Origin of the sequence: Nonlabens sp. YIK11 (assembly GCF_001413925.1) — a bacterium.
Classification (GTDB): Bacteria; Bacteroidota; Bacteroidia; order Flavobacteriales; family Flavobacteriaceae; genus Nonlabens.
In genome coordinates this window covers 671,739-697,101 of record NZ_LBMJ01000001.1, presented here as the reverse complement: position 1 = coordinate 697,101, position 25,363 = coordinate 671,739, and the positions used below count along the sequence as shown (strand labels likewise).

The window sequence follows — 25,363 nt, the reverse complement described above, 5'->3', positions numbered from 1 at the left end:
GTCAGGTTCTGTTATATTTGAAACTATCTATGAAATACCTTTTCACCATTTTACTCGCAAGCTTCTCTGTGGTAGCTGTGGCTCAAAATAAAGTCTCCATGAGCATTGACAAGCCACAAAGCTGTGGTGATGTACAGAATGAAACCATGACCTTTCTTGTAGATGGATCCCTGCAAAGCGCTGCCGTGGTAAAAAGAGAAGTATCCAGATTGAGTTCCTGCGGTCTTGACGAGTATGACATTCGGTTTTTTGGTCGTATTGAGTCGCTATCAACGCTACTTAAAAAGCTTACTAAGGACAAGCTTATCGACAACTTGACTTATGGAGATCTGCTTACCGGCATTAACGATATGAAGCAAACTGCCAACTATAAAGAGTTGAAGCAGATCGCGCTGCTAAGTCAAAAACTTGCTGAAACCAAAGGAGATATAAGAACCTGGGAAACGGACGTTCGTTTATTCCAAGAATTGGGAGCTTCACAACAGGTGATCGATAAAGTGTACAAATACTTGCGAGAATATCCAGAAAATGAATTGTCTTACCAGGAATTACTCATGAAGATTAGGAAGTAGCGGTCCAACAATTATATTTGACGCTTATCTTTTAACCAGTTTCATGTCAAATACATCTACTCGCTCATCTCGCTTGCCGCTTTTTACCACTTGCATTCTTTTCTTGTTTTTCATTTTAGGAACTCAAGCTCAACCTAAAGAAGGTCGGTTTATTGAGGGCTCCATCGGTTTTGGTCTAACTTCGCCTTACGAAGAGGCTATTGACGTGTTGGGAAATGGTTTTTTTGTCCAAGGAGAATACGTCATTGCCATGAAAAGTTGGTTCGGGATCAGACCTTATGTAGGCTTTGTGACCACCAAAACAGATCCAGAATCTTCTGATGACGCTGCATTAGGTTTCAAAGCAAACACCACGGCTTTATTGTTGGGCGGTAAAATTAGACTGGCAGCACCTATTCCTTATGTAGCTCCGTATTTTGAAGTAGGCTATGGGATGTCTATCGGTAAATTTGAAACGCTGACACGAACTTATGACATTGATAAAAGCGGTGTCGTAGGCCACATACCAGTGACACTAGGTCTAGCTCTTGGTAAAAATCACGAGGTTGAAGTCGAGTTTACCTACTTCTTTCAAAATTCTGTGGAACAATTTACTGGTGCTGCTGCTATAGGGTTAAGCTTTCCTATTGGCAATCCTTCAAACCAAAATTGATTCGGACAAAAGATCCTTTGTAGCTATCTTTAAAACTTGACCTATTTCAGACTTAAATTATGGTTTGCCGTTAGAGTAGCCTTCTTCTCTGCGGTGATTTCCTTTCCTACCATGGCAAGTGCTATGCCTCAAATAACGCTGGCAACATTTGCAACCTTTGGTATTCCTATCGGTATTCTCGCCTATCATTATTTCTATAAACCAGAGCGTTTTGTGTTCCAAAACCTAGGGATTAGAAAACGGGAATTGTACCTGTTTGCCTCTGTTTTTATTTGGATCATCACAATACCATTGGGGACATTAGTGACTTTGATATATGGATAGGCATACACTTCATATCAAAAACCTCCATCTTTCCTACGGTCGCAAAACGATTCTAGACCAGATCGATTTCAAACTAAAAACCGGTGAGATACACGGCTTGTTGGGTTTAAATGGTGCTGGAAAGTCGTCGCTCATGCAAAGCCTCTCTGGCAGTAACAAAAAAGCAGATTACCATGCGTTTGTTAACGAGCACTCGGTTGATTTGACCCAACAGCATCTGCAGCATGTAGCTTATTTACCGCAAGATCCGTTTGTGATGAAAGGAGTCAAAGTGACAGATGTAGTTCAATTTTGGTATCCAGATCACGAAGATCAAGACAAGATCCTCTACGAGCCCATGTTGCATTCCATACACCACAAAAAAGTGCGCATTCTCTCCATGGGCGAGCGCCGCTTTTTAGAGTTTTTACTGGTGTTCTATTTACCGCATCCATTCCTCATGCTGGACGAGCCGTTTTCTGGACTAGCGCCCTTACAAATCCAGCGTGTGCAAGAACTCATCAAAGAAAAAGGATCCCAAAAAGGAATCCTTATGTCTGATCATTACTATAAAAACATTCTACAAATCACCTCACACAACTGGATGTTACAACATGGGAAATTATCCTTGATAAAGACAGATGAGGTTGATAAAGTTTACCGCAAGAAATAATCAATCAGCCGTCACATATTTCTTAGGCGTCGTTCCATACTTCTTTTTAAAGGCACTAATAAAATGGCTGCCGGTACTATAACCTACTTTTAGACCAACTTCATTGACATTGTGCTGACCGCTGTCCAGCAACTGGCGTGCATATTCCAGTTTATGATCCAGCAAAAATCCATAAACCGTGTCGCCGTACACTTCCTTGAAACCTTCTTTAAGTTTCTTGAGCGACAAACCTATCTCCAATGCCAGATCTGATAGTGACGGAGGATCTGTCATGCGCTCGATGATGATATCTTTGGCCATCTTGATTTTGGCCATGTTTTTTTCATCCACGAGAAATGGGCAGGACTCTGTATCTGGATCGTCTTTAGTATTGAAATACAGCGAAAGCAATTCATAGGATTTACCCTTGAAATACAAACGCTTGATCGCGTCGTTCAAATTGTAATTCATCAATTGGTGCAGCGCCACAGCCATAGATGGTGATACCTTTCCATCCACATAATATTTTTTATCCCGATTTTCTGCACTTAAAAAGCTCACGTGATCTGCGTCTGGAGAGAACAACGAGTGAAATTTTTTGATGGAAACCAACACAACAATTACCCAGCTATTGGTCGATACATCGATGTTTACTGGTAAATCCCTGGTAGGATTGTACAACAAATAAGAATTTTGCTCTAGAAGCGGCAATTGATAACTGCCTTCGTTAAAAGCCAGCTGGACGTTACCTTTCAAACAGAAATGAAACTGTATAAAAGTACGGTCCACGGCATGCTCAAACCTCACATTTTCAGCGGTTTCATTCTTGATGCGCACCACTTGAAACCCATCTTCAATATGCGTTACTTCTGCAGCTCCTTTAGCGGTATTTTTCATTGTTCATTTTATTTGTAATGATTATAAATAGCATGCTTTCGCGAAAGCGTAACTTCCCAAAACCATTGTTAATAGTGATAATACACCATTTGACATCAAAATTAGCACATTGCGACGAAAATGAAACCTCTAGCGTTATTTTTAACGAAATGCTACCATTAATTTTGCGACTTATTGCAAAAGCAGTCCATGCCGCAAGTTTCGGGAAAATCTTATAAGTTCTATGCCATAGGCATCAGTTATCGCAAAGCCGATGCTGAGATGCGTGGTTCGTTCGCATTGAGCGATACCGGCATATCCAACTTATTGGAGCAGGCAAAAGAAGAAAAAATCCCATCACTTGCTGTCATTTCTACCTGTAACCGTACAGAGCTGTATGGATTTGCCCAGCATCCCAATGATTTAATCCAGCTACTTTGTGCCCATTCCCATGGGACCATGGAAGAGTTTGAGAAAGTGGCTTACATTCATGAGGAAGAGGCTGCAATCCAGCATCTATTTCAAGTAGGAACAGGTCTAGACAGTCAGATCTTAGGTGATTTTGAAATCATTGGACAGCTTAAGATGACTTTTAAAAAGTCCAAAAAATTGGGCTTGCTCAACGCCTATATGGAGCGTTTGATCAATGCGGTGATACAGGCCAGCAAACGCATCAAAACCGAAACCCAATTAAGCAGTGGTGCGACATCGGTTTCCTTTGCCAGCGTTCAATATATTTTGAATGAAGTAGAGCGCGCTCAAGAGAAGAAGATTTTGCTTTTTGGAACGGGAAAAATAGGCCGCAACACCTGTGAAAACCTGATCAAACACACACAGAACAAACAAATCACACTGATCAATCGTACCAAGGATCGCGCAGAGCGCATCGCTGGTAAGTTTGACCTGGTCGTGCGTGATTATGCACAGTTGGAAGAAGAAATCGCAGGAACAGATATTATGATTGTCGCTACTGGCGCACAAAACCCTACGGTTTCTAAAAATCTGATTGTTACGAATAGACCTTTGTTGCTATTGGATCTTTCCATACCACGCAACGTGGATCCTGATGTAAGCGAACTGGAAAATGTGACGCTCATTCATCTGGACGAGCTTTCTCAAATCACCGAAAGCACACTCCAAAACCGAGAGCATTTCATACCACAAGCGCAAGAAATCATTGCAGAGATCACGGCAGAGTTTGATGCCTGGCGCGAGTCTCGCAAATTTGCGCCTACCATGTTTGCCCTCAAGAATAAACTATCCTTACTCAAAGAGGCAGAAATCAAGAGCAACCGCACCAAAATCGACAACTTCAATCAAGAACAAGCCGATGTTCTTGCAGATCGTATCATTCAAAAAATTGCGGGTCATTTTGCTAACCATTTGCGCGATGAAGATGAAAACACACAGCAAGCCATTGAATTGCTCAACAAAGTCTTCAAACTAGACGCACAGACCATTGCGCATGACTAAACAGATACGCATAGGAACTCGCGATAGTGAGCTGGCCATGTGGCAAGCACGCACGGTTCAAAACGAACTGGAATCACGAGGTCATCAAACCCTACTTGTTCCCGTAAAATCCCAAGGCGACCTCAATCTTGACGAGCCGCTGTACGAGATGGGAATTACTGGCATCTTTACCAAAACACTGGATGTTGCTCTGGTTAAAGGTGAGATCGATATTGCCGTTCACAGTCTTAAGGACGTGCCTACACAGTTGCCGAAAGGCATGATCCAGGCAGCCGTCCTGGAACGCGCTGACCAGCGCGATATCTTGGTTTATAAATCGACCTTCAATCCTGACGATCACATGACCATCGCCACGGGTAGTTTGCGACGCAAGTCGCAGTGGCTCAACATGTATCCTTTGCACAAGGTGGTGGATTTGCGCGGTAATGTAAACACCAGGCTCGCAAAACTGCAAAACAATACCGACTGGCATGCCGCTATATTTGCCAAAGCTGGTCTGGAACGCATCAATATCCTCAAGAATTTGCGCGGTTCCTATGGTCTGGAATATTCACATCTAGATAGTTTTATACCAGCACCAGCGCAAGGTGCCATGATGGTAGCCGCGATGAAGGAAAACACAGATGTGGTAGATGCCGTGGCACAGCTCAACCATCTCGACACTCAAAAATGTGTGGATGTCGAGCGTTTCTTTTTGCGCCGTCTGGAAGGTGGTTGTACCGCGCCCATAGGTGCCTATGCGGTCATTAAACAAGGTAGATTGCATTTCACAGGCTGCTTGTTATCGCTGGATGGAAAACAACGCATTCAGACTACCGGTATCTCAGAAAGCCTGGACTGGCACGATCTGGAAGAGTTCGCTTTCGCGAAAGCGGAACACATCTTCAGCAATGGTGGTTTAAAATTGATGGCAGATATTAAGGAGAGTTTGAAGTAATATTCCTGTCACATTCTGCAACACTTGAAATAAGTAATTTTTGTTAAAGCTATTGTCACTTTTTAGCTTGTGAGAGCAAAATTCGCGGTAAAGTATTTTGAATATTAATCAATTATATACTTCACGATAAAACTAATCCGCTCATCTTCTATTCTTCTATTCTTCAGAACTACGATCAAGCTGGACAATAAATACGTTACCGCATGCCTAATACCTAATGCCTCATGCCTTTTATTATCTTAGCAATATGAATTGGTTAGACATTGCATTATTGATATTTCTATTGGTTGGATTCTGGAAAGGATACCTCAACGGCTTTTTTGTAGAATTGACTTCGCTTGTGGCTCTTGTAGCAGCCATTTACGGGTCCATTCACTTTTCTAATTATGCAGGCGACTGGCTCATGTCCCATACGGAATGGGATGATTCTACCATCACCATCGTGAGTTTTATCATCACGTTTGTGGTGATTATTCTGGTTGTGACCTATGTTGGTAAGCTTGTGACCAAGCTGGTCAAAACCGTCCAGCTCAGCTTTATAAATAAGATTGCTGGTGGCGCTTTTGGGTTGGTAAAACTAGCCTTTATCGCCAGTGTGATTTTGATGTTTGTCAACAGCGCTGCTGGTGAGATCCAAATCATCGACCGCGAGGTCAAGGAAGAAAGCTTGGTATATCCTTATGTTGAACCAGTGGCACCCTATTTACTTCCTAAAATTCTAGAACAAGCTGACGAACTGGATCGTAAGATAAGAGGAGAGACTGATGAAATCAAAGAGGATTCGTTAGTTATAGCCCAATTACTTTAAAATGAAAAAAGTGTATTTACTTACAGTTTTGGTTTATTCATTTGTCGTTACGTGTCAGGCTCAAGAAAGCAACCAAGGTAAGGTCGAAAAACTAAAGCCTCCTTTTGAAAATCAAGGTCAACAAGAAGATTATTGGGCACAAGAATTCTTCAACAAGCATTACATCAAAGTCGACTATAAGAAGTATCCCGATTCAATCAAAGTCTCAGATAATAATGTTTATGTATATGGTGAGAAGCAGTTTAAAGTGATAACATCAAATAATAACTTTAAATCTATTTTCATGCTTGGCTTGTTGTATCCACAATTAATTTATGGAAATATCAACAGCGCAATAAAGACAGCTTCTAAAATTGAAGCATTGACTGTCAACGAACAATTTTTTTACAAACTGAATAAGGGCGAAAACCTGACTATTTCGGAAATTGAAGAGCTTTCGTTTTTAAATCCAAATAATAACGTAAAGAGATTTCGATTTTGGCTATCTACTCAACACATGGCCAATCCTACAGTATACTTATTTGAATTAACTAATGAAAACGTAAAGGAACCGTCGAGTTTACAAGATTTTATTAGCGGTTCGAAACTGACATTTTTCAAAAGTGGCTGGTTGATCCTCTAGAAGTTACTGCAAATAAGGTAGTAAGAATATCAAACCTCATCAGGTCCAACCGTATCTGCAACGTTTTGCGACACCCAACCTACACATTCTTCATAGGTGTCAAATACATGATCATTGCTAATCAAATCTGGTATGATGTCAATGGCCTCCAGTCGGTAGCGTGGTTGTTCCTTCAAACCAGCAAGTAAAGGCGTAACACCTTGCTTGATCAATGCCTGTGAGACATCTTCAAACGCAAACAATCCTGATTGATCCATGAAAGGTACTTTTTCCATCCTTATGATCACGTGCGTGGCTTTGGGCGGAATGATTTGTGACATGGCCTGAAAGTCTTTGGTAGATCCAAAAAACAGTGGTCCATCCAGCTCTTTGATAAATACCTCTTCGCGTAGGTCCAATGGTACTAAGGAGTAATCCTCGTTGGTGTATTCATCCTTTCGCGAAAGCGTTTTTATTTTACTTTTTGCAGCATTTGCGTCTCCCATTTTTTTCATGAAAATCAAACTGGCAATGACCAGTCCTATTCCAACGGCATAAACCAGATCCCAAGTAACGGTCAAAATAAGCACGATAAACATGATGATGACATCGCTTTTAGGAATGGATCTCAGAGCTTTCAACCCTTTGTAATCCATAACGCCTATACCAACGGTAATCAATATTCCTGCTAGAACTGCATTGGGAATCTCGCTGGCAAAACTGCCTAAAGCGACCACAATAATGAGCAACAAAACTGCGGCAATCATTCCCGAGAGTTTTGTCCTACCACCAGAATTGATGTTCACAACGGTCCTGATCGTAGCACCAGCGCCTGGAATACCACCAAAAAGCGATGCGATACTGTTCCCTATTCCTTGACCTATCAATTCCTGGTTGGGGTTGTGTTGGGTTTTGGTCATATTGTCTGCAACAACGCTGGTAAGCAAAGAATCTATGGCGCCCAACAGGGAAAGCGTTAGTGCGGTGAAAATATAGGGTGAAACCTCTGCAAAACTGAAACCCGTGATGATCTCAAAATTGGGCATGGGAAAACCTGACGGAATCTCACCCAACTTCATCGCGTCCACATTCAAAAAGTACACGGCTCCAGAAACACCCAACAAGGCTATTAAAGTGGACGGAATGGCGGTAGTGATTTTCTTGAATCCAAAAATGATCACGATGGTAACGAGCGCAATGATTAACTCGGTCCAGTTGATATTTTGTATGGCTCGTGGTAAGGTTTTAATAGTACCTATGACGCCTTTACTGGAGCTTTGAGCTATGGATTTGGCTTCGGCAGCTATTTCCTCTTCGGTAATATTTTGGGCGCGTGCGATGGCCGATTGAAAGTCATCGATGACGAGTACGTCCTCATCGACCTCATCTGCTAGAATACCATTGAGAATGGATTCTTGAGCGACAGGCTCAAAGGTTCTCACGTATGCTTCATCTGCTCCTGCATTGTAACCTATAGCTGGCAGAATTTGGGTAATCAAAATGATCACACCTATTCCCGTCATAAATCCAGAAACTACTGGATATGGAATGTATTTGATGTATTTACCCAGCTTGAGCGCTCCCAAACTTACCTGGAAAATTCCTGCCATAAGAAAGACGGCAAGTATTGCTGGTAAGGCATTCTCAATACTGCCTTCGTTCACTTGCAGTATTCCCGCAATAACCACCATGCTTACGGCAGTCATGGGCGCTGTAGGCCCAGAAATCTGCGTGTTGGTGCCTCCAAAAAGTGATGCAAAAAAACCGATGAATATAGCACCATACAAACCGGCTACCGCACCCAATCCAGACTGAACACCAAAGGCAAGCGCCAGCGGCAAGGCAACGATTCCAGCGGTTAGACCTCCAAAAAGATCTCCTTTAATATGACTAAATAGCTTCATGAATTAAGAAGATTTAAAACAGGTTTGTGTGAATAGAATTAAGATATGTTCCTTTGATTATCAGTAAGATGCAGTTTCTCCTGCTCAAAGAACTGAAAGTAATTTTCAGGATCTTTTAAAGTACCGCGTTCAGAGACAAGAGTAATATTAATATTACGATTTATGGCTTTTTGCTTAAAGTCCTGTAATATTTCAATGATATCGTAGTCCATGTACGTGGTCTTTGTGATATTAAGCTCTAGCTGAGTTCCTTCTGGAAGTTCTTCGAGCTCTCTTTTAATAGCAGCTTTATTGAAGAATGTGACCTCTTCTGCTAGCGTCATTTTTAATCTGGGACCGCCTTGATCAGGATCTTCTTTGTGCAGGAAGTGGCTGTTCTTATAACTTTGATATAAGGTCATGACAATTCCCAGAGCTAACCCAACGCCTATTCCCCAAAGCAAATCCTTAAATACAATAATTATAACTGTAACTATAAAGGGTACGAATTGTTTTAAACCAGCATCCCACATAGCCTTGAATGTGGATGGCTTTGCAAGTTTATAACCCACAATAAATAAGATCGCAGCAAGAACTGATAGTGGTATCATATTCAACACCACAGGAATGAGTACTACACATATCAATAAAAGAAAACCGTGAATAATCGCACTCATTTTGGTCTTCCCTCCAGATTGTATATTGGCACTACTTCTCACAATTACCTGAGTAATGGGAATACCACCTATCAATCCAGATAGAATGTTTCCGGTGCCCTGCGCATACAATTCGCGGTTTGTAGGTGTGATTCTTTTTTCTGGATCTAATTTATCAGTTGCTTCTACACATAACAAGGTTTCTAGACTTGCTACGAGCGCAATGGTAAAACCAGTGATCCAGACTTCTGGCATGCCTATCACACTAAAGTCTGGAAAGGTAAATTGACCTATAAAAGAGTTAATACCATCAGGAATAGGAACATTTACTAAGTGTAAACTAGATATCTCTAACGATGTTCCGGTAGTCAACACGTAGAAGATGATTCCCAAAACTACCGCTACTAATGGTCCTTGAATCAACGTAAAAAATTTACCTTTTTTGGACAACACATTAGACCATAGGATCAAAGTCAACAATGCAATCACCGCTATCAAGGTGCTTCCCCAACCTATGCTGTCGGTTATATTGAAAATTTCAGTAATCGTGTTCTCACCATCAGGCTGATTGAATCTAAAATCGCCTTCTGGATCCTTGTCAACTCCAAAAAAGTGCGGAATTTGCTTCAGTATAATGATGATACCGATTCCCGTAAGCATTCCCTTGATTACTGAAGACGGAAAATAATACCCAATGACACCAGCGCGCGCGATACCAAAAACAATCTGAATCACACCACCCAATACCACGGCAACAAGAAACTTCTCATAGCCCAATGAGGCAATGGCAGCCAAAACAATGGCAGCAAGACCAGCAGCTGGTCCACTGACACCTACTTGCGAGCCGCTAATAGCTCCAACTACAATACCACCTATGATACCAGCAATCAATCCAGCAAATGGAGGCGCGTCACTCGCAACTGCAATACCTAAACAAAGCGGCAATGCCACAAAGAAAACGACGATACTGGCAGGAATATCCTTGGCAAGATGTTTAAACATAGAGGAAGCTTTAAGAAATAATAGTAATACTATTAGGCAATATCCTAAAATTTTTTAGGAATTCTTAAAGATCGGTTAAGAAAAGAAGAAAAACTTAAGAAGTGACTACAACTTTTTCAAGTCTGTAGACGGTAGCCAGGCTCGAGATCCATTGGCCACCTCGATGTGAGTCCAACCTTCATATTCCTCCAGCACTGTTACCTTAGTGCCTTCATGAATGGTAAAACTCGCCGTCGCGCTGTCTTTGGGCTCTGTTCTGGTGATGGTTTCTTGAGAATAGATAATGGCTTGCTCATTATCTTCCATCAAATTCTGTGAATAATTAGCCGCTACAATCGACAGCGTCATGAGGATTAATCCAATCAAGGCCAAGGTAAAAAACAAACGTTTCTTGCCTGTGGTCATCGCATAATGATAAAGTAGGAACATCAAAATCGTTACTAATGCGAGCATGATGCTTACATAAGCCCAATTGTCGACAGATAATGATCCCGCAAGATTATTGAGAAATTCCTGTACTGGATTCTTTGCTGCATCTTCCACTGCATCCACTCGCAATTGCTCTGCAAACTTCAAGTTATTCTTGAAATCCTTATTGGAGGGCTCCATCTGCAACGCCTTTTCATAATTGTAGATCGCAGGACCTACCTGATTGAGCTTATAATAGGAATTACCAAGGTTGAAATACACCTCTGCGCTGTGCTGGCCCGATTGCAATATGGATTCATAGGCATCGATGGCTTCTTGATAATTTTCTGCAGTGTAGGATGAGTTCGCTTTCGCGAAAGCGGAATCACCATCAACACCATTACTATTCTGTGCCATGGTCACCTGCATCAAACCCACAAAAAATATGTACATCCAGAATCTCATCGCCCTAATTTATTTGTTTGTCCAATTGATTGATCACCTTGCTCGCCTTGTCATAATCCTGCTGCATTCCTGTTGCGGTTGATGGCGCGTATCGTGCCATTTCTGCCGCAGAAAGCAACGAGATAAACTCTACCCGAACGTCGTCCTGTACGCGTCGCTGTTGTAGCAATTCGTCCACGCGCTGCTTGGTCATTTCGGCGGTGGTGATCTTGAGTTTTGACTTCAAGAAGTTGTGCAGCGCGCGTTCCAGACTTTCATAGAACAACTCTGCATTTCCTATATTTCTACGAGCCTCAGACAGGTATTTCTTGCTCAGCTTATTGGCCGTTTTAACTTTTCTTCCCTGTACGTCAGATTCCAATACCTCACGTCTTTTCTTAAACAACAGCACCACCGGAATAAGCAAAAACAGACCGCCCAACACCGCCCAATATACCGTTGTGCCGAAAAAGCGTTCCTGCTCGATCGATTCCAGCACCGTATTTGTTTTGATAAAAGCAAAGGTGTCGCCAGCACTTAAAACGTTAGTCCCACCAGTGCTATTTGCAGTCACCGCTGGACCGCTTACTTCAATACGGTTCTCGCCACTATTGATGGTTTTGTATCTACCAACCGCTGGATCAAAATAGCTGAACTCAACATCTGGCAAGGTGAACGTACCTCCAGATTGTGGCACGATCGTATAATTATCAGCGATGCTACCGCGTACGCCGCTGTATGTGGTTTGGGTTTTATCGACACGTTCTGGTTCATATACTTCCAGTTGTGCGGGAACGTCCAGTTTAGGCAACTGCATGAGTTGCAAATTACCAGTTCCTTTGACCTCAACACTAGCCACTAGGCTTTCACCAGACTCCAGCTGTGCGCGAGTCAAATTCACTCCAAAATCAAATTGCCCAACTGAACCTGTAAAACTCGCTGGTCGTCCTTCTTGCGGTAAGTCTTTGACATTGATGGCGCGTGCTCCAGCAGTCACACGCAACTTCTCGGTCGTCATAAAGGACCTTCCAAAGAAATCTCGCCTACCGGATGGCACCTGGACATTCACATCCAACACCAGCGGCTCGATGGTCAATCGTCCCGTTTTCTGCGGATATAAAATGGCTTCTCTCAAGACCAAATACCTATATTCCTGGCCCTGATACGTGCCGGTACGCACCTGCTGGTCACGATTATCAATATTCTGTGACCAAAAATCGGCATACTTGGGACTATCGGTTTCTGTCCAGCCGTTGATTCCAGAATTGTTGGACACGTATAGTTTATAGACCACTCTAATGGCTTCATTCAAGTAAGGTGATGCGTTGGAAACCTCAGCCACCAAATGGATGTTTTGTTCTGCTATTTCACGAACAGGCTCATTTCCTGTAGTTTCTCTGGGTTCTTCAATAGCCTTGGTAACGCTTACGGAAAACGGTGCGGTAGAAAATTCCTCACCTTTATAATTCATGGTAGCTGCACCTATGGTTTTGGTGCCTGTACTTTCTGGTGCGAGAATGTAGGTATAGGATTTTGTAAAGGTTCCTTTCCCATTGACGTAGCTTTGGGAAATTCCCTGGATAGGACCACTGGCCACTCTAAATCCAGCAAAGTTGGGTGGCGAGAAACTGTCGCCGTCCACGTTCATTTTAAATTCAACTCGCAACCTTTCATTTAACGCAATAGCATCTCGAGTCGCCGTTCCCGTAAAGGAAACCTGCGCTTGCACCGTAGCTGCTATCAACCATAATAATAGAAATGCTAGTCTTTTCATTTACCAGTCCTTCTCTGTTTTTTTCTTGGTTCCTTTTACTTTTTGAGCATTGATCTTGTCTTGGATCTTTTGCTCTTCATTATTCATGGCTTCAAGAATTTGGCGTATTTGCTGTGGCGTCATTTGACCTTCCACACGTTGCTGCGGCTGTTTGCCTTCTTGCTCCTTAGGCTTGCCGTCGCCGTCTTTTCCTTCTTGGTTCTCACCTTTGGGGTCGTCCTTGCCTTCTCCTTGATCGCCTTTATCCTTGTCGCCTTCTTTTTCTTTATCTCCTTCATTATCGCCACCAGACTTATCGTCTTGATCGCCGTCCTTGTTGTCGTTCTGGTCCTCGTTATCGCCTTTGTCCTTCTTGTCCTGATCATCGCCACCGCCGCCGCCACCTTGCTTTTCTTCTTCCTGTTTGGCAAGTGCTAGATTGTAGCGGGTCTCATCGTCTGTTGGGTCGTTTCTTAAGGCATTTTTATAGGCTTCTACCGCTTCTGAGAAGCGCTTGTTCTCCATAAAAGTGTTGCCCAGGTTGTGAAACGCCTTGTGTTTTTCGGCTTTGGTTTTGGCCGTTGTAGCCGCTGTGGTATAATTCTCTGCTGCGTTGTAACCTTTTTTGTTTTTGTAGTAAAGGTTGCCCAGATTATAGGAAGCCTCAGTACTTTCAGGTTGCAATGCTTTGGCCTTACGGTAGGATGCTTCTGCTTTTGAGAAATTATTGTCTGCGGCATAGTCAACACCTTGTGCCATCGCAGATTCATAAGCTGTGTTATCAGGTTGTTGTGATTGCGCTTTCGCGAAAGCGAAACACATCAAAAACATCCCTAATAAGCCAATATATTGTTTCACATTATTCATTGAATAAATTTAGTTTTTTGATCCAGCCCGTTTTGCGGTTGGTGTAGATCATCTCCAGCACCAAAAAGAACAAACCGATGCCTAAAAACCACTGGAATTGCGAGGCAAAATCTGCATATTGTTGGGACTCAAAAGCCACTTTATCAATACCCGAGAGCTCGTCCTGCAATGCCTCAATAGCATCTGCAGTAATCGTACCATCGATGTAAACGCCATTGCCGGCGTCTGCGATTTCTGACAAAGTTTCAGTATTGAGTTTTGTGATGACGGTGTTGCCATCGTTGTCCTTTTTGAAAGACTGCGTGACGCCGTTGCGCTTGATGGGAATGGTGCCTCCTTTTTCTGTACCAACACCTATGGTGATGATGCGCACGCCGTTGTCTGCAGCGTCCTCGGCCATACTAATCGCCTCGCCTTCATGGTCCTCACCATCGCTGATGATAACGAGCACTTTAGCGGCTTCACTGTTGTCGCCATAGTAGCTTTCTGCCAGCTGTATCGCCTCTGCAATGGCGGTTCCTTGACTGGAAATAAGGTCTGTGTTGAGTGCTTGCAGGAACATTTTGGCACTTCCATAATCGGTCGTGATGGGTAGTTGCGGTACGGCACTACCGGCATAAGCGATCAAACCAATTCTATCACTCGCCAGGCTATTTAAAATCTGGGTGACGAGTTGCTGGGATTTTTGCAAGCGGTTGGGTGCGATATCTTCGGCCAACATAGACTTAGAAACGTCCACGGCAAAAACGATGTCCACACCTTCACGATCGACGGTTTCTAGTTTGGTTCCAGCCTTAGGATTGACCAGTGCGATTGTGATGAACAAAATCGCCACACAAACAGTTACCAATTTCAAAATAGGCTTGAACCAAGATCGATCTGGAATCAAATGATCCAGCATCGCTTTCTCAGCAAACTTGCGCTGCGCTCGAACTTTCCAAAACGAAAGTCCCAAGAATAGCAGCACAATCACTGGGATTGCGAGGAGTAACCAGAGGTATATTTTTTGTTCTAGGATCATTTAGTCTATTCAATAACAAATTTCACATTCACATCAGATGAAAATTTGATTTTTTCAAAATCAATCATAATAGGCTCACTTGCACGACTACCGTAAATACTAGATGCGCCTCTTATTTGTATGCCTGATACTTTACCCTGTAATGCACTTGAAACAGAACTTGCATCTGAAATAAAAATTGCTTTTCCAACCTTTTGATTCAGAGGTTTGACCATACTTTCTGCATTCTGTTTTGCCTTCAAAATCGCTTTTGATTTTAAATCAAATAGTAACTCGTTTTCTTTAGAGTATGAAGTTTTAAAAATCGAAACATTGGAAATACCTTCTTGTTCCAGTCCTACGAGAACCTTTCCCGCAGTAACAGCGTCGGCGACTATCAAAGAATACATTTTAGTTTTTAGAACCTTCCTATCGCTCAAAAAATACTTTTTGAAATCGCTACTATAATCCAATAGTGATAAATTTTTCTCTGTATCAATATTTAAAGATTTCAAGACTCTTTGCAGTGTGTTTTCCAGTTCTTCTGTTGATTTTCGATTTCGATTATCATCCTCATCCAAAACTATGGATATATAAATCTCATCTGGAACAATCAAAGTATCGACTGTTGCTTGAGTTTCAATGTAAGGTTGATCGATAAAGTTTTTTGATTGCGCACTAAGCGAAATTGTCGTCGATAATAAAAGTAATGAGAGTAAGTATTTCATCCTATGCTTTTGTTTTAATTGAACTGTTCTCGACTATCGCTCGAACTGACATTTTCTTTTTTCTTGCTTCTCGTTTCTTGCCTACTTTTAAGCCGCTGTCCTAAACAACGTATACCTCAACAACAATTCCAGTCCCAATAATCCCAAGGCGATCAACACCAATGGCCTGAACATCTCCTGCACATTATAAAACTTGAATTCTTCAATCTCTGTTTTTTCCAGCTGGTCGATCTCTTCATAGATTTCTTCCAGTTTGCTGTTATTGGTCGCTCGATAGTATTTCCCGCCGGTATCTGCTGCGATTTGTTTCATAAGCGCCTCATCAATTTCTACAGGTGCCATGGCAAACCTAAAAGCACCTGTACGCTGGTCTTGACCTACTGGCGACATAGCGTTGCCGTTGGTTCCTATTCCTATGGTGTAGACTTTAATGCCAAATTCAATCGCGAGTTCTGTAGCGATTTTGGGGTCTATGAATCCGCTATTGTTGACACCATCGGTCATTAAAATGATCACTTTACTGTCACTGGTGCTTTCTTTCAATCGGTTGACCGATGTGGCGAGTCCCATTCCAATAGCAGTACCGTTTTCCAAAACATTACTGTACTCGATGCTTTCCACGGCGCGCAGCGTGATACTTTGGTCTGTGGTGATGGGTGTTTTGGTATAGCTTTCTGCAGCATACACTACAACGCCTATTCTATCGCTGGGTCGTCCTTCTATAAAATCCAGTGCTACTCGTTTTGTGGCTTCCAGTCGGTCGGGTTTGAAATCGCGAGCCAACATACTCGCACTTACATCGACCGCGAGGACGATATCGATACCTTCAGTAGAGCTTGTTTTTGTATTGACATCTGTGGTTTGTGGTCGTGCCAAGCCTACAATGATAAATGCCAAGGCCAACAGTCGCAACACCAGCAATAACGGTCGCAATCGCGCCAAAAACGAATCAGATCCTTCAAAACCTTTAAGTGATGAGATGCGCACATCTGCATTTTGCTTTTTGCCTTGCCAGATGTAATAGGCGATGATCAACGGCAACAGCAGCAACAGCCAGAAAAATTCTGGGTCCACAAACTCCATCTTATTCCACCATTGTATCATTCTTGATCTTTTTTAGCGGGTTGTGGTTTGTTCAATTGTATCGAGCTAATGATTTGCTCGCGCAGCAATCTGCCATATTCCTGTTCTGGAGATTTGGCTTCAAGATCTGCCGTGCTTATGATGATGGCTTGTACCGCATTGCCATTCAAGTAAATAAAGGCTTCATACTTGAATTCATCACCATCGCGATCATAGCTTCCTTCTACTTTAGTTCCCTTCACGCCATTGCGTTCGATCTCTTCATCCAGCGTGGTGATATTGGTGGCACCAACTTGCTCCAGTTCCTTCAATAATGGTGAAATCATGACGGATGCACCAACCTCAGCTCCTTTTTTAGCCGACTCTTCATCCAGCTGCAAGGTCGCGACCATGACATAAAAATCATCTTCCAAATCACCGGCAGTAAAGGCATTCAAGGCATTCGCAGATTCTGCCGGAATTAATTCACTGGCAAAATCAATGTCACGTTCCAAAATAACAGGCGTGGTAATCGTCACTTCTGGAATACCGTATTGGCTAGTGTAGCGTTCGCCTTCATAATATTCACGCAACTCATTCCCAAAAATCTGATCCTTGACGTTGTCGTACCCAACAATCACGATCCAGGCTGCGATCGCGATCGCCAGTCCTAGAACCACACCAGCCACATACATCAGTATTTTGCGTATTCTCGCCTTGCGTGCCTGTTCCTTGCGGTACTTGACATCCAGCAACAATTCTTCCTCGCTAGGTGGCGGCAACACTTGATGGATGTTATAGATAATATCGTTGATCGCCTCACGATCTTCTTTAGCACTGATGCCATCGCCAGACATTCCCGCAAACTTGATCAAATCTGCTTTTTGGAGGACCGCTTCCAGTCGTTGCTTGGTTTTATCGGTAATGGACACGCCTTTGGCAGCGGTTTCTCTTTCAATGTTTTGGATCAGCTCTGCCGTGGTGCTCTCCATGGCATGACCATAGACTTTGTTGTCAATATAGCGGCGTACGATGTAGGATAGCTCTGTGTAGTATGCTTTCCATGCACGATCTTCGACCAGATTGCTTTCGGCCAGCTTGTTCAAACGGTATTTTGACCACTCATAAGGTGGTAGCGTTTGCTCGTAAGTTTTTTGAGTTCGCTTTCGCGAAAGCCACCAAAACAAAATCCCCAATGGTATCCACAATAGCAATAATAGCAAGCCTTTCCAGTTGAATGGTCGCTCGTATTCATTCTCAATATCGGGTTTGATGTCATACATGCCTTGCACGGTCGTATCGGTTTGCACCTCGCGCACTTTGACCAAAAGGCTGTCTGTAAAACGCTCCTTGTTGTTGATGAACAACTTGAGACGCGGCACGTAGTAATCACCGCTGTCAAACTGCGTGATGCCGTACTGTTTGAACAATCTGTATGTATCATTCTCGCGAATCGTATCCACCGGATAATCCTCAATCACTTCCAGCGCGCCCATAGCTTTCTGGATAGGGAAAATGATCAGGTCCTGTGGCGTGGCGTCCACCGTGATCTGTAGCTTGATTTCTTCACCCATCATGATGGAATCACGATCCACTTTTGTGGTAACGCTATTGAAAGTTTGCGCTATTACTGGAATAGCGGCTAGAAAACATAAAATGTAGGATATCTGTCTGATCATCTTCTTTTAAAGTATCCCAATAATTTTGTGGTGTAATTATCTCTGGTTTCTAAATCGATGGCGCCGGCATCTGCCTTAGTAAAAGCGGTTTTGAAATAGGCGGCGTTTTCTTTGTGATAGGCCGCATATTTGGTACGTACCGCTCGCGAACTGGTGTTGATAATGCGTTGCTTGCCCGTTTCCTGATCCACAAAAGGCACCAACCCCATCGATGGAATTTCTTCTTCACGCTTGTCAAAAACGCGAATTCCCGTCACGTCGTGTTTGCGCCCAACAATCTGCAACGCCTTTTGATAGCCGGTGCTCATAAAATCTGACATCACAAACACAATGGCTTTTTTCTTTAAGACACCACCTAGATACTCCATGGCGGCACCTATGTCTGTGGTATTGTTTTGTGGTTTGTATTCCAGCAGCTCGCGTATGATTCTCAAGATGTGAAACTTCCCTTTTTTAGGCGGAATGAACAGTTCCACCTGATCAGAAAACAGAAGCAAACCTACTTTATCGTTGTTCTGCAAGGCGCTAAAGGCCAGTGTTGCGCTGATCTCGGTAATGATTTCACGCTTTAACTGTTCCTGCGTACCGAATAAGGTTGAGCCACTCACATCTGCCACCAGCATCAACGTGAGCTCACGCTCTTCTTCAAAAACCTTTACAAAAGGCTCTGAATATCTCGCCGTCACGTTCCAGTCGATGTTACGTACATCATCACCATACTGATATTGACGCACTTCACTAAAGGTCATCCCACGACCCTTGAAGGCGCTGTGGTATTCACCTCCAAAAACGGCATCGCTCAACCGCCGAGTCTTGATCTCGATCTTGCGTACTTTTTTAAGAAGTTCTTTAGTGTCCATTGCTCGCTGCGCTCGCAGTATTTAGTAATTTGTACTTAGTATTTAGACTCTTTTACTGCTCGCTTTGCTTCGCAGATTTTTTTGAATTGTCATTCCGTATTTATTGCGGAATCGCTTAATTCATTAAATAATGTTCGTTGAGAATTTCAGTTTGACGTTAAGCTTTTTTGTAAACCGCTTCTCGACTGTCGCTCGAAGTGTTTCAAAGCATTTTTGGAATTTGGGATATGACATTTGGAGCTTGGAATTTGAAAACTCTGAACCCATAACTCCGCACTCATAACTAGATTAAGGTACCTCAATCGTATTCACGATCTTGTTCACGATATCTTCTGTGGTGTAGTTCTCTGCTTCGGCCTCGTAGGTGATGCCTATACGGTGACGTAATACATCTAGAACAACAGCGCGTACGTCTTCTGGGATGACATAACCACGTCTTTTGATAAAGGCATAACATTTTGCCGACTTTGCCAAACTAATAGATCCACGTGGTGATGCACCAAAGCTGATCAACGGCTTCAAATCGGGTAGGTTGTATTTTTCAGGATAACGGGTTGCGAAGACAATATCAAGAATGTATTTCTCGATCTTCTCATCCATGTAAACCATTTCCACCGCTTCCTGAGCGCGTAAAATTTGCTCTGGCGTCACTACTGGATTAGGTTTTGGGAATTCTTTCTTGAGATTGGCCCGCATGATGAACTGCTCGTCTGCAATGGTTGGATAATCAATCACGGTCTTGAGCATGAAACGGTCCATTTGCGCTTCAGGTAATGGATAGGTTCCTTCTTGATCCACTGGGTTTTGCGTTGCCATTACCAGGAATGGTTTCTCTAACGGGAACGTCGTGTCGCCTATGGTGACCTGCTTTTCCTGCATCGCCTCTAGGAGTGCAGACTGTACTTTGGCCGGTGCACGGTTGATCTCATCTGCGAGAACAAAGTTGGCAAAAATGGGTCCTTTACGTATAGAGAAATCGGCGTCCTTCATGTTGTAGATCAAGGTTCCCACAACGTCTGCCGGCAACAGGTCTGGTGTGAACTGTATTCTTGAAAAACTGGCGCTCACGGCTTGAGATAGCGTGGTGATGGCCAGTGTTTTGGCAAGTCCTGGAACACCTTCCAGCAATATGTGACCACGTCCCAGCAACCCTATCAACAAACGGTCGATCATGTACTGCTGTCCCACGATTACCTTATTCATCTCTGCCACAAGCGGCGCTATAAATGCACTTTCTGCCTGGACTTTGTCATTGATACTGGCAATATCTACTGCCGTATTCTCTTGATTCATATGTTCCACTTTTATAATCGTTTCAACTCCTAAAAATACTTTTTCTTGTACGGTTGCTCCCTAAAATGGGCATAAAATTAAAAATCACTTACAGATCTAACAACCTATAAATGAAGTCCCTTTAAAGCAGCGACCAGCGGTGCGCGATATGTCCCATGCCATGTGGTTCATGGCATAGATGGCGCTGTTATGGATGTTCTCTTTTGCACTTCGACACTTTGACCAGCGCAGCGCAGGCGGCGCTCAGTGTGAACTGACTTTTGCTTATTCCGCTTTCGCGAAAGCGAACCCATTCACCATCTTCAAACCTTCACTCGTACGGCAGTTGGACAAAAAATCATGCCAAAAGTTTAAGCCGTCACCACTGCAATCGCATTCTTTTTACCTTTACAAAAAACGAGTCATGAAAACTGTATTGATTACTGGCGCCACGAGCGGTATAGGGCTGGCCACTGCCCAACTACTGGCCCAAAACAATTACCGACTGATCCTATGTGGTCGCAACGCTGAAAAATTGGCAGAGCTTGAAAAGGAACTGGGTGCTCAAACCAATGTCACCACGCTGGAATTTGACGTACGTGATAAAGAAGTTGTGGCAGAGAAGATCAAAAACCTGCCAGCAGATTTTGCCACGATCGATGTATTGATCAACAATGCGGGAAATGCCCATGGATTAGACCCTATTCATGAAGGCAGCATTGAAGATTGGGATGCGATGATGGATATTAATGTGAAGGGTTTGCTATACGTGAGCCATGCTGTGATTCCACAAATGAAGGAGCGCAAATCTGGCCAAGTGATCAATATTGGGTCCACGGCTGGTAAAGAAGTATATCCCAATGGTACGGTCTATTGCGGTAGTAAACACGCAGTAGATGCTATTACTACTGGAATGCGCATGGACCTAAATCCCTATTCCATACGCGTAGGCGCTGTGAATCCAGGATTGGTGCATACCAATTTTAGCGAAGTGCGATTCAAAGGAGATTCTGAGCGCGCCGAGAAGGTGTACCAAGGTTTCCAACCCTTGTTGCCTGAAGACATTGCAGATGTACTCCATTTTGCGATAAGCAGACCACCACACGTCAATATTGCCGATTTGACCGTGATGTGTACTGCACAGGCGAGCAGTAAGGTCTTGAACAAGGATTGATGTTTTGATGGGTTGATTTGATAACGTATTGATTAAGGTATGTGGCAACTCCAGCTAGAGTGGAATGAGAACAAAAAGCACGGCCAAGCATTGAAGTTTAACGTATGAAAAAGCTAGTCCTTTTCTTAAGCGTCATCCTGACGGTATCCTGCCAGCAGGAATTGGAACCCAATGTTGAGAACATCAATTCGATTTTTGACACTCAGGATTTTCAAATCAGGTTCACGTTAGCTAACGGCGATGAATACCGCATGGGGTTTTTGAATAATGAGATGGCGTTTTTTAGTCCTAAGGAAACCATAAGACGTGAGCTTTCTTATGAAGATGCGCGGTTGATCAATACCTTTGTGGCTTCGGCTACGCTCAGCTACCTTGAAACCGTAAAAAAAAGTAATGATAAAAACGCGACGGCTGAGCGGAGTCGAAGCCAAAGCAACCGGATCGAAATCTATAACGACAGTAAAAAAGTAGTTTTTGAAACACCCGACTATGACGCTGATTTTGAAGAACTACTCACACAATTAAAACTACCCTATGTATCCACTGAGAAGAAATAGAAGATTACGTACAAGTGAAGCCATCAGGTCGTTAGTGCGTGAGACCACCATCAAACCTAGTGACTTTATCGTGCCGTTGTTTGTCGTGGAAGGAAAAGGAATACAGGAAGAGATTGCGAGCATGCCTAACTATTATAGGTTCAGTCTGGATTTGCTGGCAGATGAAGTTCGCCTGCTGTGGAAGATGGGATTGAAAAGCGTCTTACTTTTTGTCAAAGTGCCAGATAACCTGAAAGACAACAAAGGCACCGAAGCCTTGAACAAAGATGGATTGATGCAACGCGCCATCAAAACCGTCAAAGATGCCGCTCCAGATATGTACGTGATGACTGATGTTGCACTGGATCCTTATTCCAGCTACGGTCATGACGGTATCGTGGAAAATGGCAAGATCATCAACGATGCCACGAGTGAAGTTCTAGCACAAATGAGCGTTTCCCACGCACAAGCTGGCGCAGACATGGTCGCACCCAGCGATATGATGGACGGCCGCATTCTTTATATTAGAGAAGCCCTAGAAGAAAACGGTTTTGTCGATACCGGCATCATGAGCTACAGTGCCAAATATGCCAGTGCATTTTATGGCCCATTTAGAGATGCGCTGGACAGCGCGCCAGGTTTTGGCGACAAGAAAACCTATCAAATGGATCCTGCCAATAGATCTGAAGCCATCAAAGAATCCCTAATGGACATCGATGAAGGTGCTGACATTCTTATGGTAAAACCTGGATTGTGTTACTTGGACATCGTTCGCGATCTTCGCAATGAGATTGAATTGCCTATCGCCGTGTATCAAGTAAGTGGCGAGTACGCCATGCTTAAAGCCGCTGCAGAAAAAGGCTGGCTGGACCACGATGCCGTCATGATGGAACAGGTCACCGCCATCAAACGCGCTGGCGCTGATTTGATCGCTAGTTATTTTGCTAAGGATGTGGTGGGGTTGATTTCCTAACAGAAAAAACAATCGATCTTCAATCATTATATTTCATCAATCCATCCAACTTCATACTTCATCACTCCGCTATCAGAAGCTTTCTCATAGAAGTACATCTTAAGGCTTGATATTTTTAAGCCTAGATGAATGATTCGTAGAATTCTAAAATGGAGATGCAGTTGTTATATTGTTTGGATTACCTCCATATACACTTTTAAATTTCAATTCATTTTCACTAACATTAACTAGCTCTATACAGGATTTTTCAGATATGAGATATTTCCCTCCTATTGAGCTACCTACATTATTTTCATTAAACCCATTTGGAGAGCAATCGTTTAAAGTAGTGGAGAAATAGTATTTTCGTTCACCTATGAGCTCACCATTAAGATGAACAATTATGGCGGTGTCCGTAAACTTAATTTTATAAACAGTTTCCGCTCCAAAACCATCAATCTTCCAATCGTTAGAAGTTAAAATCTCTTTAGCATTAAGTGGTACTGATTGTGCTGCACAACTAAAGCTGACCATTAAGACAAAGAATATATTTAATATTTGTTTTTTTTTCATAACCTATAATTGTTTTAATATTTTATTTTACTCCGGTAATCGTACCTCCATAACTATAATCATTAGGAAAGCTTGATGGTGGTGCTTCTCTAAGAGTTCCTGCTAAGGGATCCATAAATATATAATCTCCATTTGGATGATAACCCACGATAGTAACCATATGACCATCAATAGCAATACTACCATCAGCTCCTACAGTTCTAGATAATTCGATATTAGTTATATAAGGGTTTCCAGCATCAATAGCTTCTTTTACGCCAATAAACGGGCCAGTTGTTAAAAATTGAGAGACAAGTATAGATACTTTATCATAAGGCACTCCTTCTAAAGCTATGATTATTTTAAATGTATTTAAAAACCAATTATCAATCTCGTTTTGATTAGTATCTCCTCCTAATGCATTTGCAACATACTCTATTGTGGAACTCACACAGGTAGCACCAACTTGTTTAGACATAGTTATTGGTATATCAGGTAATACAAATACGTCATCATCATTCGGAACATAAGGATCACCTCCTGGGGTATTGTTTGCACTGCCGATAAAAATATCATTTCCATGATACTCAATTGGGTCTGGCAAATCGTCCCCAGCATTATAACAACTACCACTGCCGTCAGAAAAACTATGTGGATCACTCTCACAGGTTGGATTAGGCATAGGCCCAGTATTATTACCTGATACTGGGATTCCAGTTCCTAGTCCAACATCTGGCTCATTTGTTGGATTATCTTCACCGGAATTTGAAGAACTATCAGAGCCGTCTTGATTTGCACCGCCTCCAGGTTTAGGTAAGCCATCATCAAGAGTCAATGGATCATTAGTACAAACTGTCGCAAGAACGGTAGTCATAAGTCCTAAATTTTTACAGTTTGGGCCAGCTTCATGATAAACGTCATTCTTGCCATCTTCTGTCCATCTGCAGTAGGTAACATATGTTTCAACACATACCAAAGTCTTAGCAAACAGATCGGGACCGCTATTAACTGATTGTAAAGTCACGTCTCCTGAAAACGGAACGTCTTGCTGAATTTTAAGTTGATCGAAATATTCTTCTGTTCCTTCATATCTTAATATAAAGGAATCTGTCAGTAAGTCATCTGTATAGGTCAATACCAGGTTTGAGAATTGACGATTATTTTCTCGCTCTTGAACAATTGGCAACGTATATGTGGTAGTACTGCCTACCGTTGCAACCTTAACATCATAATCTCCAAAAAATTGAAAACCTAGTACACCAGATGATGACGACCCACTTTTTGCAGAAATTCTTTCTGTCAAATGATTCAATTCTTGCTTTAAATGAGGAAGTTCATTAACCTGCACGGTTTTGAACATGCCGTTTCCATCGTCAATATGATTATAGCTAGATTCTTCAACTATTTGGTCTTTCTCACAAGATATAGCAATAACCATTATGGCAAGTACAATAAAAAGTAACTTGATTTTTAATTTTCGAATCATTTGGTTGGATTTGATTCTAGAAAATTAGGGAATTAGGGAATTAGGGAATTAAATCTTAAAAATTCAATGTTATGAAAAGGTTAACAATAAAAATCCTACGCTAATCTCAACCGTTGGGTGTTACGGATTTTGCCCAATTGGTATTTCCCAAAAACTTAACGAGTACCACCACAAG

Annotated in this window: 25 protein-coding genes; 11 read left to right on the top strand and 14 right to left on the bottom strand. The window is 42.6% G+C overall.

Translation table 11 applies throughout. The features are described from left to right. The first annotated feature begins 29 nt into the window (after positions 1-29). The 4 genes from AAU57_RS03185 to AAU57_RS03170 are packed head-to-tail and all read left to right on the top strand — an operon-like array spanning position 30 to position 2,200. Entirely contained in the window at positions 30-572 is a 543-nt protein-coding gene (locus AAU57_RS03185) for a hypothetical protein (protein WP_156339985.1), read from the top strand. Positions 573-615: 43 nt separating this feature from the next. Further along, the gene (locus tag AAU57_RS03180) at positions 616-1,224 is read left to right on the top strand and encodes an outer membrane beta-barrel protein (protein ID WP_156339984.1); all 609 of its coding nucleotides are present in this window, start codon (positions 616-618) and stop codon (positions 1,222-1,224) included. Positions 1,225-1,260: 36 nt separating this feature from the next. After that, positions 1,261-1,548, top strand: a complete 288-nt coding sequence (locus AAU57_RS03175; RefSeq protein WP_055411548.1) for a hypothetical protein — start codon at positions 1,261-1,263, stop codon at positions 1,546-1,548. Further along, positions 1,541-2,200: an ATP-binding cassette domain-containing protein gene (locus tag AAU57_RS03170; protein WP_055411547.1), complete on the top strand. Its 660-nt coding sequence runs from the start codon at positions 1,541-1,543 to the stop codon at positions 2,198-2,200. Before AAU57_RS03175 ends, AAU57_RS03170 begins: the two co-directional genes overlap by 8 nt. Here the strand turns inward: AAU57_RS03170 and AAU57_RS03165 are convergent, their stop codons facing one another. Further along, complete coding sequence (locus AAU57_RS03165; protein WP_055411546.1) at positions 2,201-3,076, bottom strand: helix-turn-helix transcriptional regulator; 876 nt, start codon at positions 3,074-3,076, stop codon at positions 2,201-2,203. It lies immediately after the preceding gene. Between the two features lie 189 nt (positions 3,077-3,265). Between AAU57_RS03165 and hemA the strand changes: the two genes are divergently transcribed. From hemA to AAU57_RS03145, 4 genes are all read left to right on the top strand, one after another. Beyond that, on the top strand, positions 3,266-4,528 hold the full coding sequence (hemA, locus tag AAU57_RS03160; protein WP_055411545.1) for a glutamyl-tRNA reductase: 1,263 nt from the start codon (positions 3,266-3,268) through the stop codon (positions 4,526-4,528). Next, entirely contained in the window at positions 4,521-5,465 is a 945-nt protein-coding gene (hemC, locus tag AAU57_RS03155) for a hydroxymethylbilane synthase (protein ID WP_055411544.1), read from the top strand. Before hemA ends, hemC begins: the two co-directional genes overlap by 8 nt. A gap of 247 nt (positions 5,466-5,712) precedes the next feature. Next, on the top strand, positions 5,713-6,273 hold the full coding sequence (locus AAU57_RS03150) for a CvpA family protein (RefSeq protein WP_055411543.1): 561 nt from the start codon (positions 5,713-5,715) through the stop codon (positions 6,271-6,273). A gap of 1 nt (position 6,274) precedes the next feature. Next, entirely contained in the window at positions 6,275-6,895 is a 621-nt protein-coding gene (locus AAU57_RS03145; RefSeq protein ID WP_055411542.1) for a hypothetical protein, read from the top strand. A 29-nt stretch (positions 6,896-6,924) separates the two neighbouring features. On the opposite strand, the gene AAU57_RS03140 is transcribed toward AAU57_RS03145, so the two are convergent. The 11 genes from AAU57_RS03140 to AAU57_RS03090 all read right to left on the bottom strand — a co-directional run bounded on the left by AAU57_RS03140 (position 6,925) and on the right by AAU57_RS03090 (position 20,509). Continuing rightward, entirely contained in the window at positions 6,925-8,778 is a 1,854-nt protein-coding gene (locus tag AAU57_RS03140) for a SulP family inorganic anion transporter (protein WP_055411541.1), read from the bottom strand. A 38-nt stretch (positions 8,779-8,816) separates the two neighbouring features. Continuing rightward, complete coding sequence (locus AAU57_RS03135) at positions 8,817-10,415, bottom strand: SulP family inorganic anion transporter (protein ID WP_055411540.1); 1,599 nt, start codon at positions 10,413-10,415, stop codon at positions 8,817-8,819. A 105-nt stretch (positions 10,416-10,520) separates the two neighbouring features. Further along, positions 10,521-11,288 carry a tetratricopeptide repeat protein gene (locus tag AAU57_RS03130; protein ID WP_055411539.1) on the bottom strand — a complete coding sequence of 256 codons (768 nt, stop codon included), beginning with the start codon at positions 11,286-11,288 and terminating at the stop codon, positions 10,521-10,523. Between the two features lie 4 nt (positions 11,289-11,292). Beyond that, the gene (locus tag AAU57_RS03125; protein ID WP_055411538.1) at positions 11,293-13,041 is read right to left on the bottom strand and encodes a BatD family protein; all 1,749 of its coding nucleotides are present in this window, start codon (positions 13,039-13,041) and stop codon (positions 11,293-11,295) included. Next, the gene (locus tag AAU57_RS03120) at positions 13,042-13,887 is read right to left on the bottom strand and encodes a tetratricopeptide repeat protein (protein ID WP_055411537.1); all 846 of its coding nucleotides are present in this window, start codon (positions 13,885-13,887) and stop codon (positions 13,042-13,044) included. Beyond that, positions 13,880-14,908 carry a vWA domain-containing protein gene (locus AAU57_RS03115; RefSeq protein ID WP_055411536.1) on the bottom strand — a complete coding sequence of 343 codons (1,029 nt, stop codon included), beginning with the start codon at positions 14,906-14,908 and terminating at the stop codon, positions 13,880-13,882. The genes AAU57_RS03120 and AAU57_RS03115 overlap by 8 nt, the downstream gene beginning before the upstream one ends. A 5-nt stretch (positions 14,909-14,913) precedes the next feature. Continuing rightward, the gene (locus tag AAU57_RS03110) at positions 14,914-15,615 is read right to left on the bottom strand and encodes an SIMPL domain-containing protein (protein WP_055411535.1); all 702 of its coding nucleotides are present in this window, start codon (positions 15,613-15,615) and stop codon (positions 14,914-14,916) included. A gap of 87 nt (positions 15,616-15,702) precedes the next feature. After that, positions 15,703-16,719, bottom strand: coding sequence for a VWA domain-containing protein (locus AAU57_RS03105; protein ID WP_055411534.1), 1,017 nt, complete (start codon positions 16,717-16,719; stop codon positions 15,703-15,705). Continuing rightward, positions 16,716-18,356, bottom strand: coding sequence for a hypothetical protein (locus AAU57_RS03100; RefSeq protein ID WP_055411533.1), 1,641 nt, complete (start codon positions 18,354-18,356; stop codon positions 16,716-16,718). Before AAU57_RS03100 ends, AAU57_RS03105 begins: the two co-directional genes overlap by 4 nt. Then, entirely contained in the window at positions 18,353-19,216 is an 864-nt protein-coding gene (locus tag AAU57_RS03095; RefSeq protein ID WP_055411532.1) for a DUF58 domain-containing protein, read from the bottom strand. The genes AAU57_RS03100 and AAU57_RS03095 overlap by 4 nt, the downstream gene beginning before the upstream one ends. 288 nt (positions 19,217-19,504) lie before the next feature. Beyond that, on the bottom strand, positions 19,505-20,509 hold the full coding sequence (locus AAU57_RS03090; RefSeq protein ID WP_055411531.1) for an AAA family ATPase: 1,005 nt from the start codon (positions 20,507-20,509) through the stop codon (positions 19,505-19,507). Positions 20,510-20,912: 403 nt separating this feature from the next. On the opposite strand from AAU57_RS03090, the gene AAU57_RS03085 reads away from it, so the two are divergent. The 3 genes from AAU57_RS03085 (at position 20,913) to hemB (ending at position 23,171) form a co-directional block, all read left to right on the top strand. Beyond that, positions 20,913-21,662, top strand: coding sequence for an SDR family NAD(P)-dependent oxidoreductase (locus tag AAU57_RS03085; RefSeq protein ID WP_055411530.1), 750 nt, complete (start codon positions 20,913-20,915; stop codon positions 21,660-21,662). Positions 21,663-21,766: 104 nt separating this feature from the next. Next, a complete protein-coding gene (locus tag AAU57_RS03080) occupies positions 21,767-22,219 on the top strand; it encodes a hypothetical protein (RefSeq protein WP_055411529.1) in 453 nt (150 codons plus the stop codon). Continuing rightward, complete coding sequence (gene hemB, locus AAU57_RS03075) at positions 22,197-23,171, top strand: porphobilinogen synthase (protein WP_055411528.1); 975 nt, start codon at positions 22,197-22,199, stop codon at positions 23,169-23,171. The genes AAU57_RS03080 and hemB overlap by 23 nt, the downstream gene beginning before the upstream one ends. 144 nt (positions 23,172-23,315) lie before the next feature. Here the strand turns inward: hemB and AAU57_RS03070 are convergent, their stop codons facing one another. Further along, a complete protein-coding gene (locus AAU57_RS03070; protein WP_156339983.1) occupies positions 23,316-23,723 on the bottom strand; it encodes a hypothetical protein in 408 nt (135 codons plus the stop codon). Between the two features lie 22 nt (positions 23,724-23,745). Further along, positions 23,746-25,188, bottom strand: a complete 1,443-nt coding sequence (locus tag AAU57_RS03065) for a C39 family peptidase (RefSeq protein WP_055411526.1) — start codon at positions 25,186-25,188, stop codon at positions 23,746-23,748. Between the last annotated feature and the right edge of the window lie 175 nt (positions 25,189-25,363).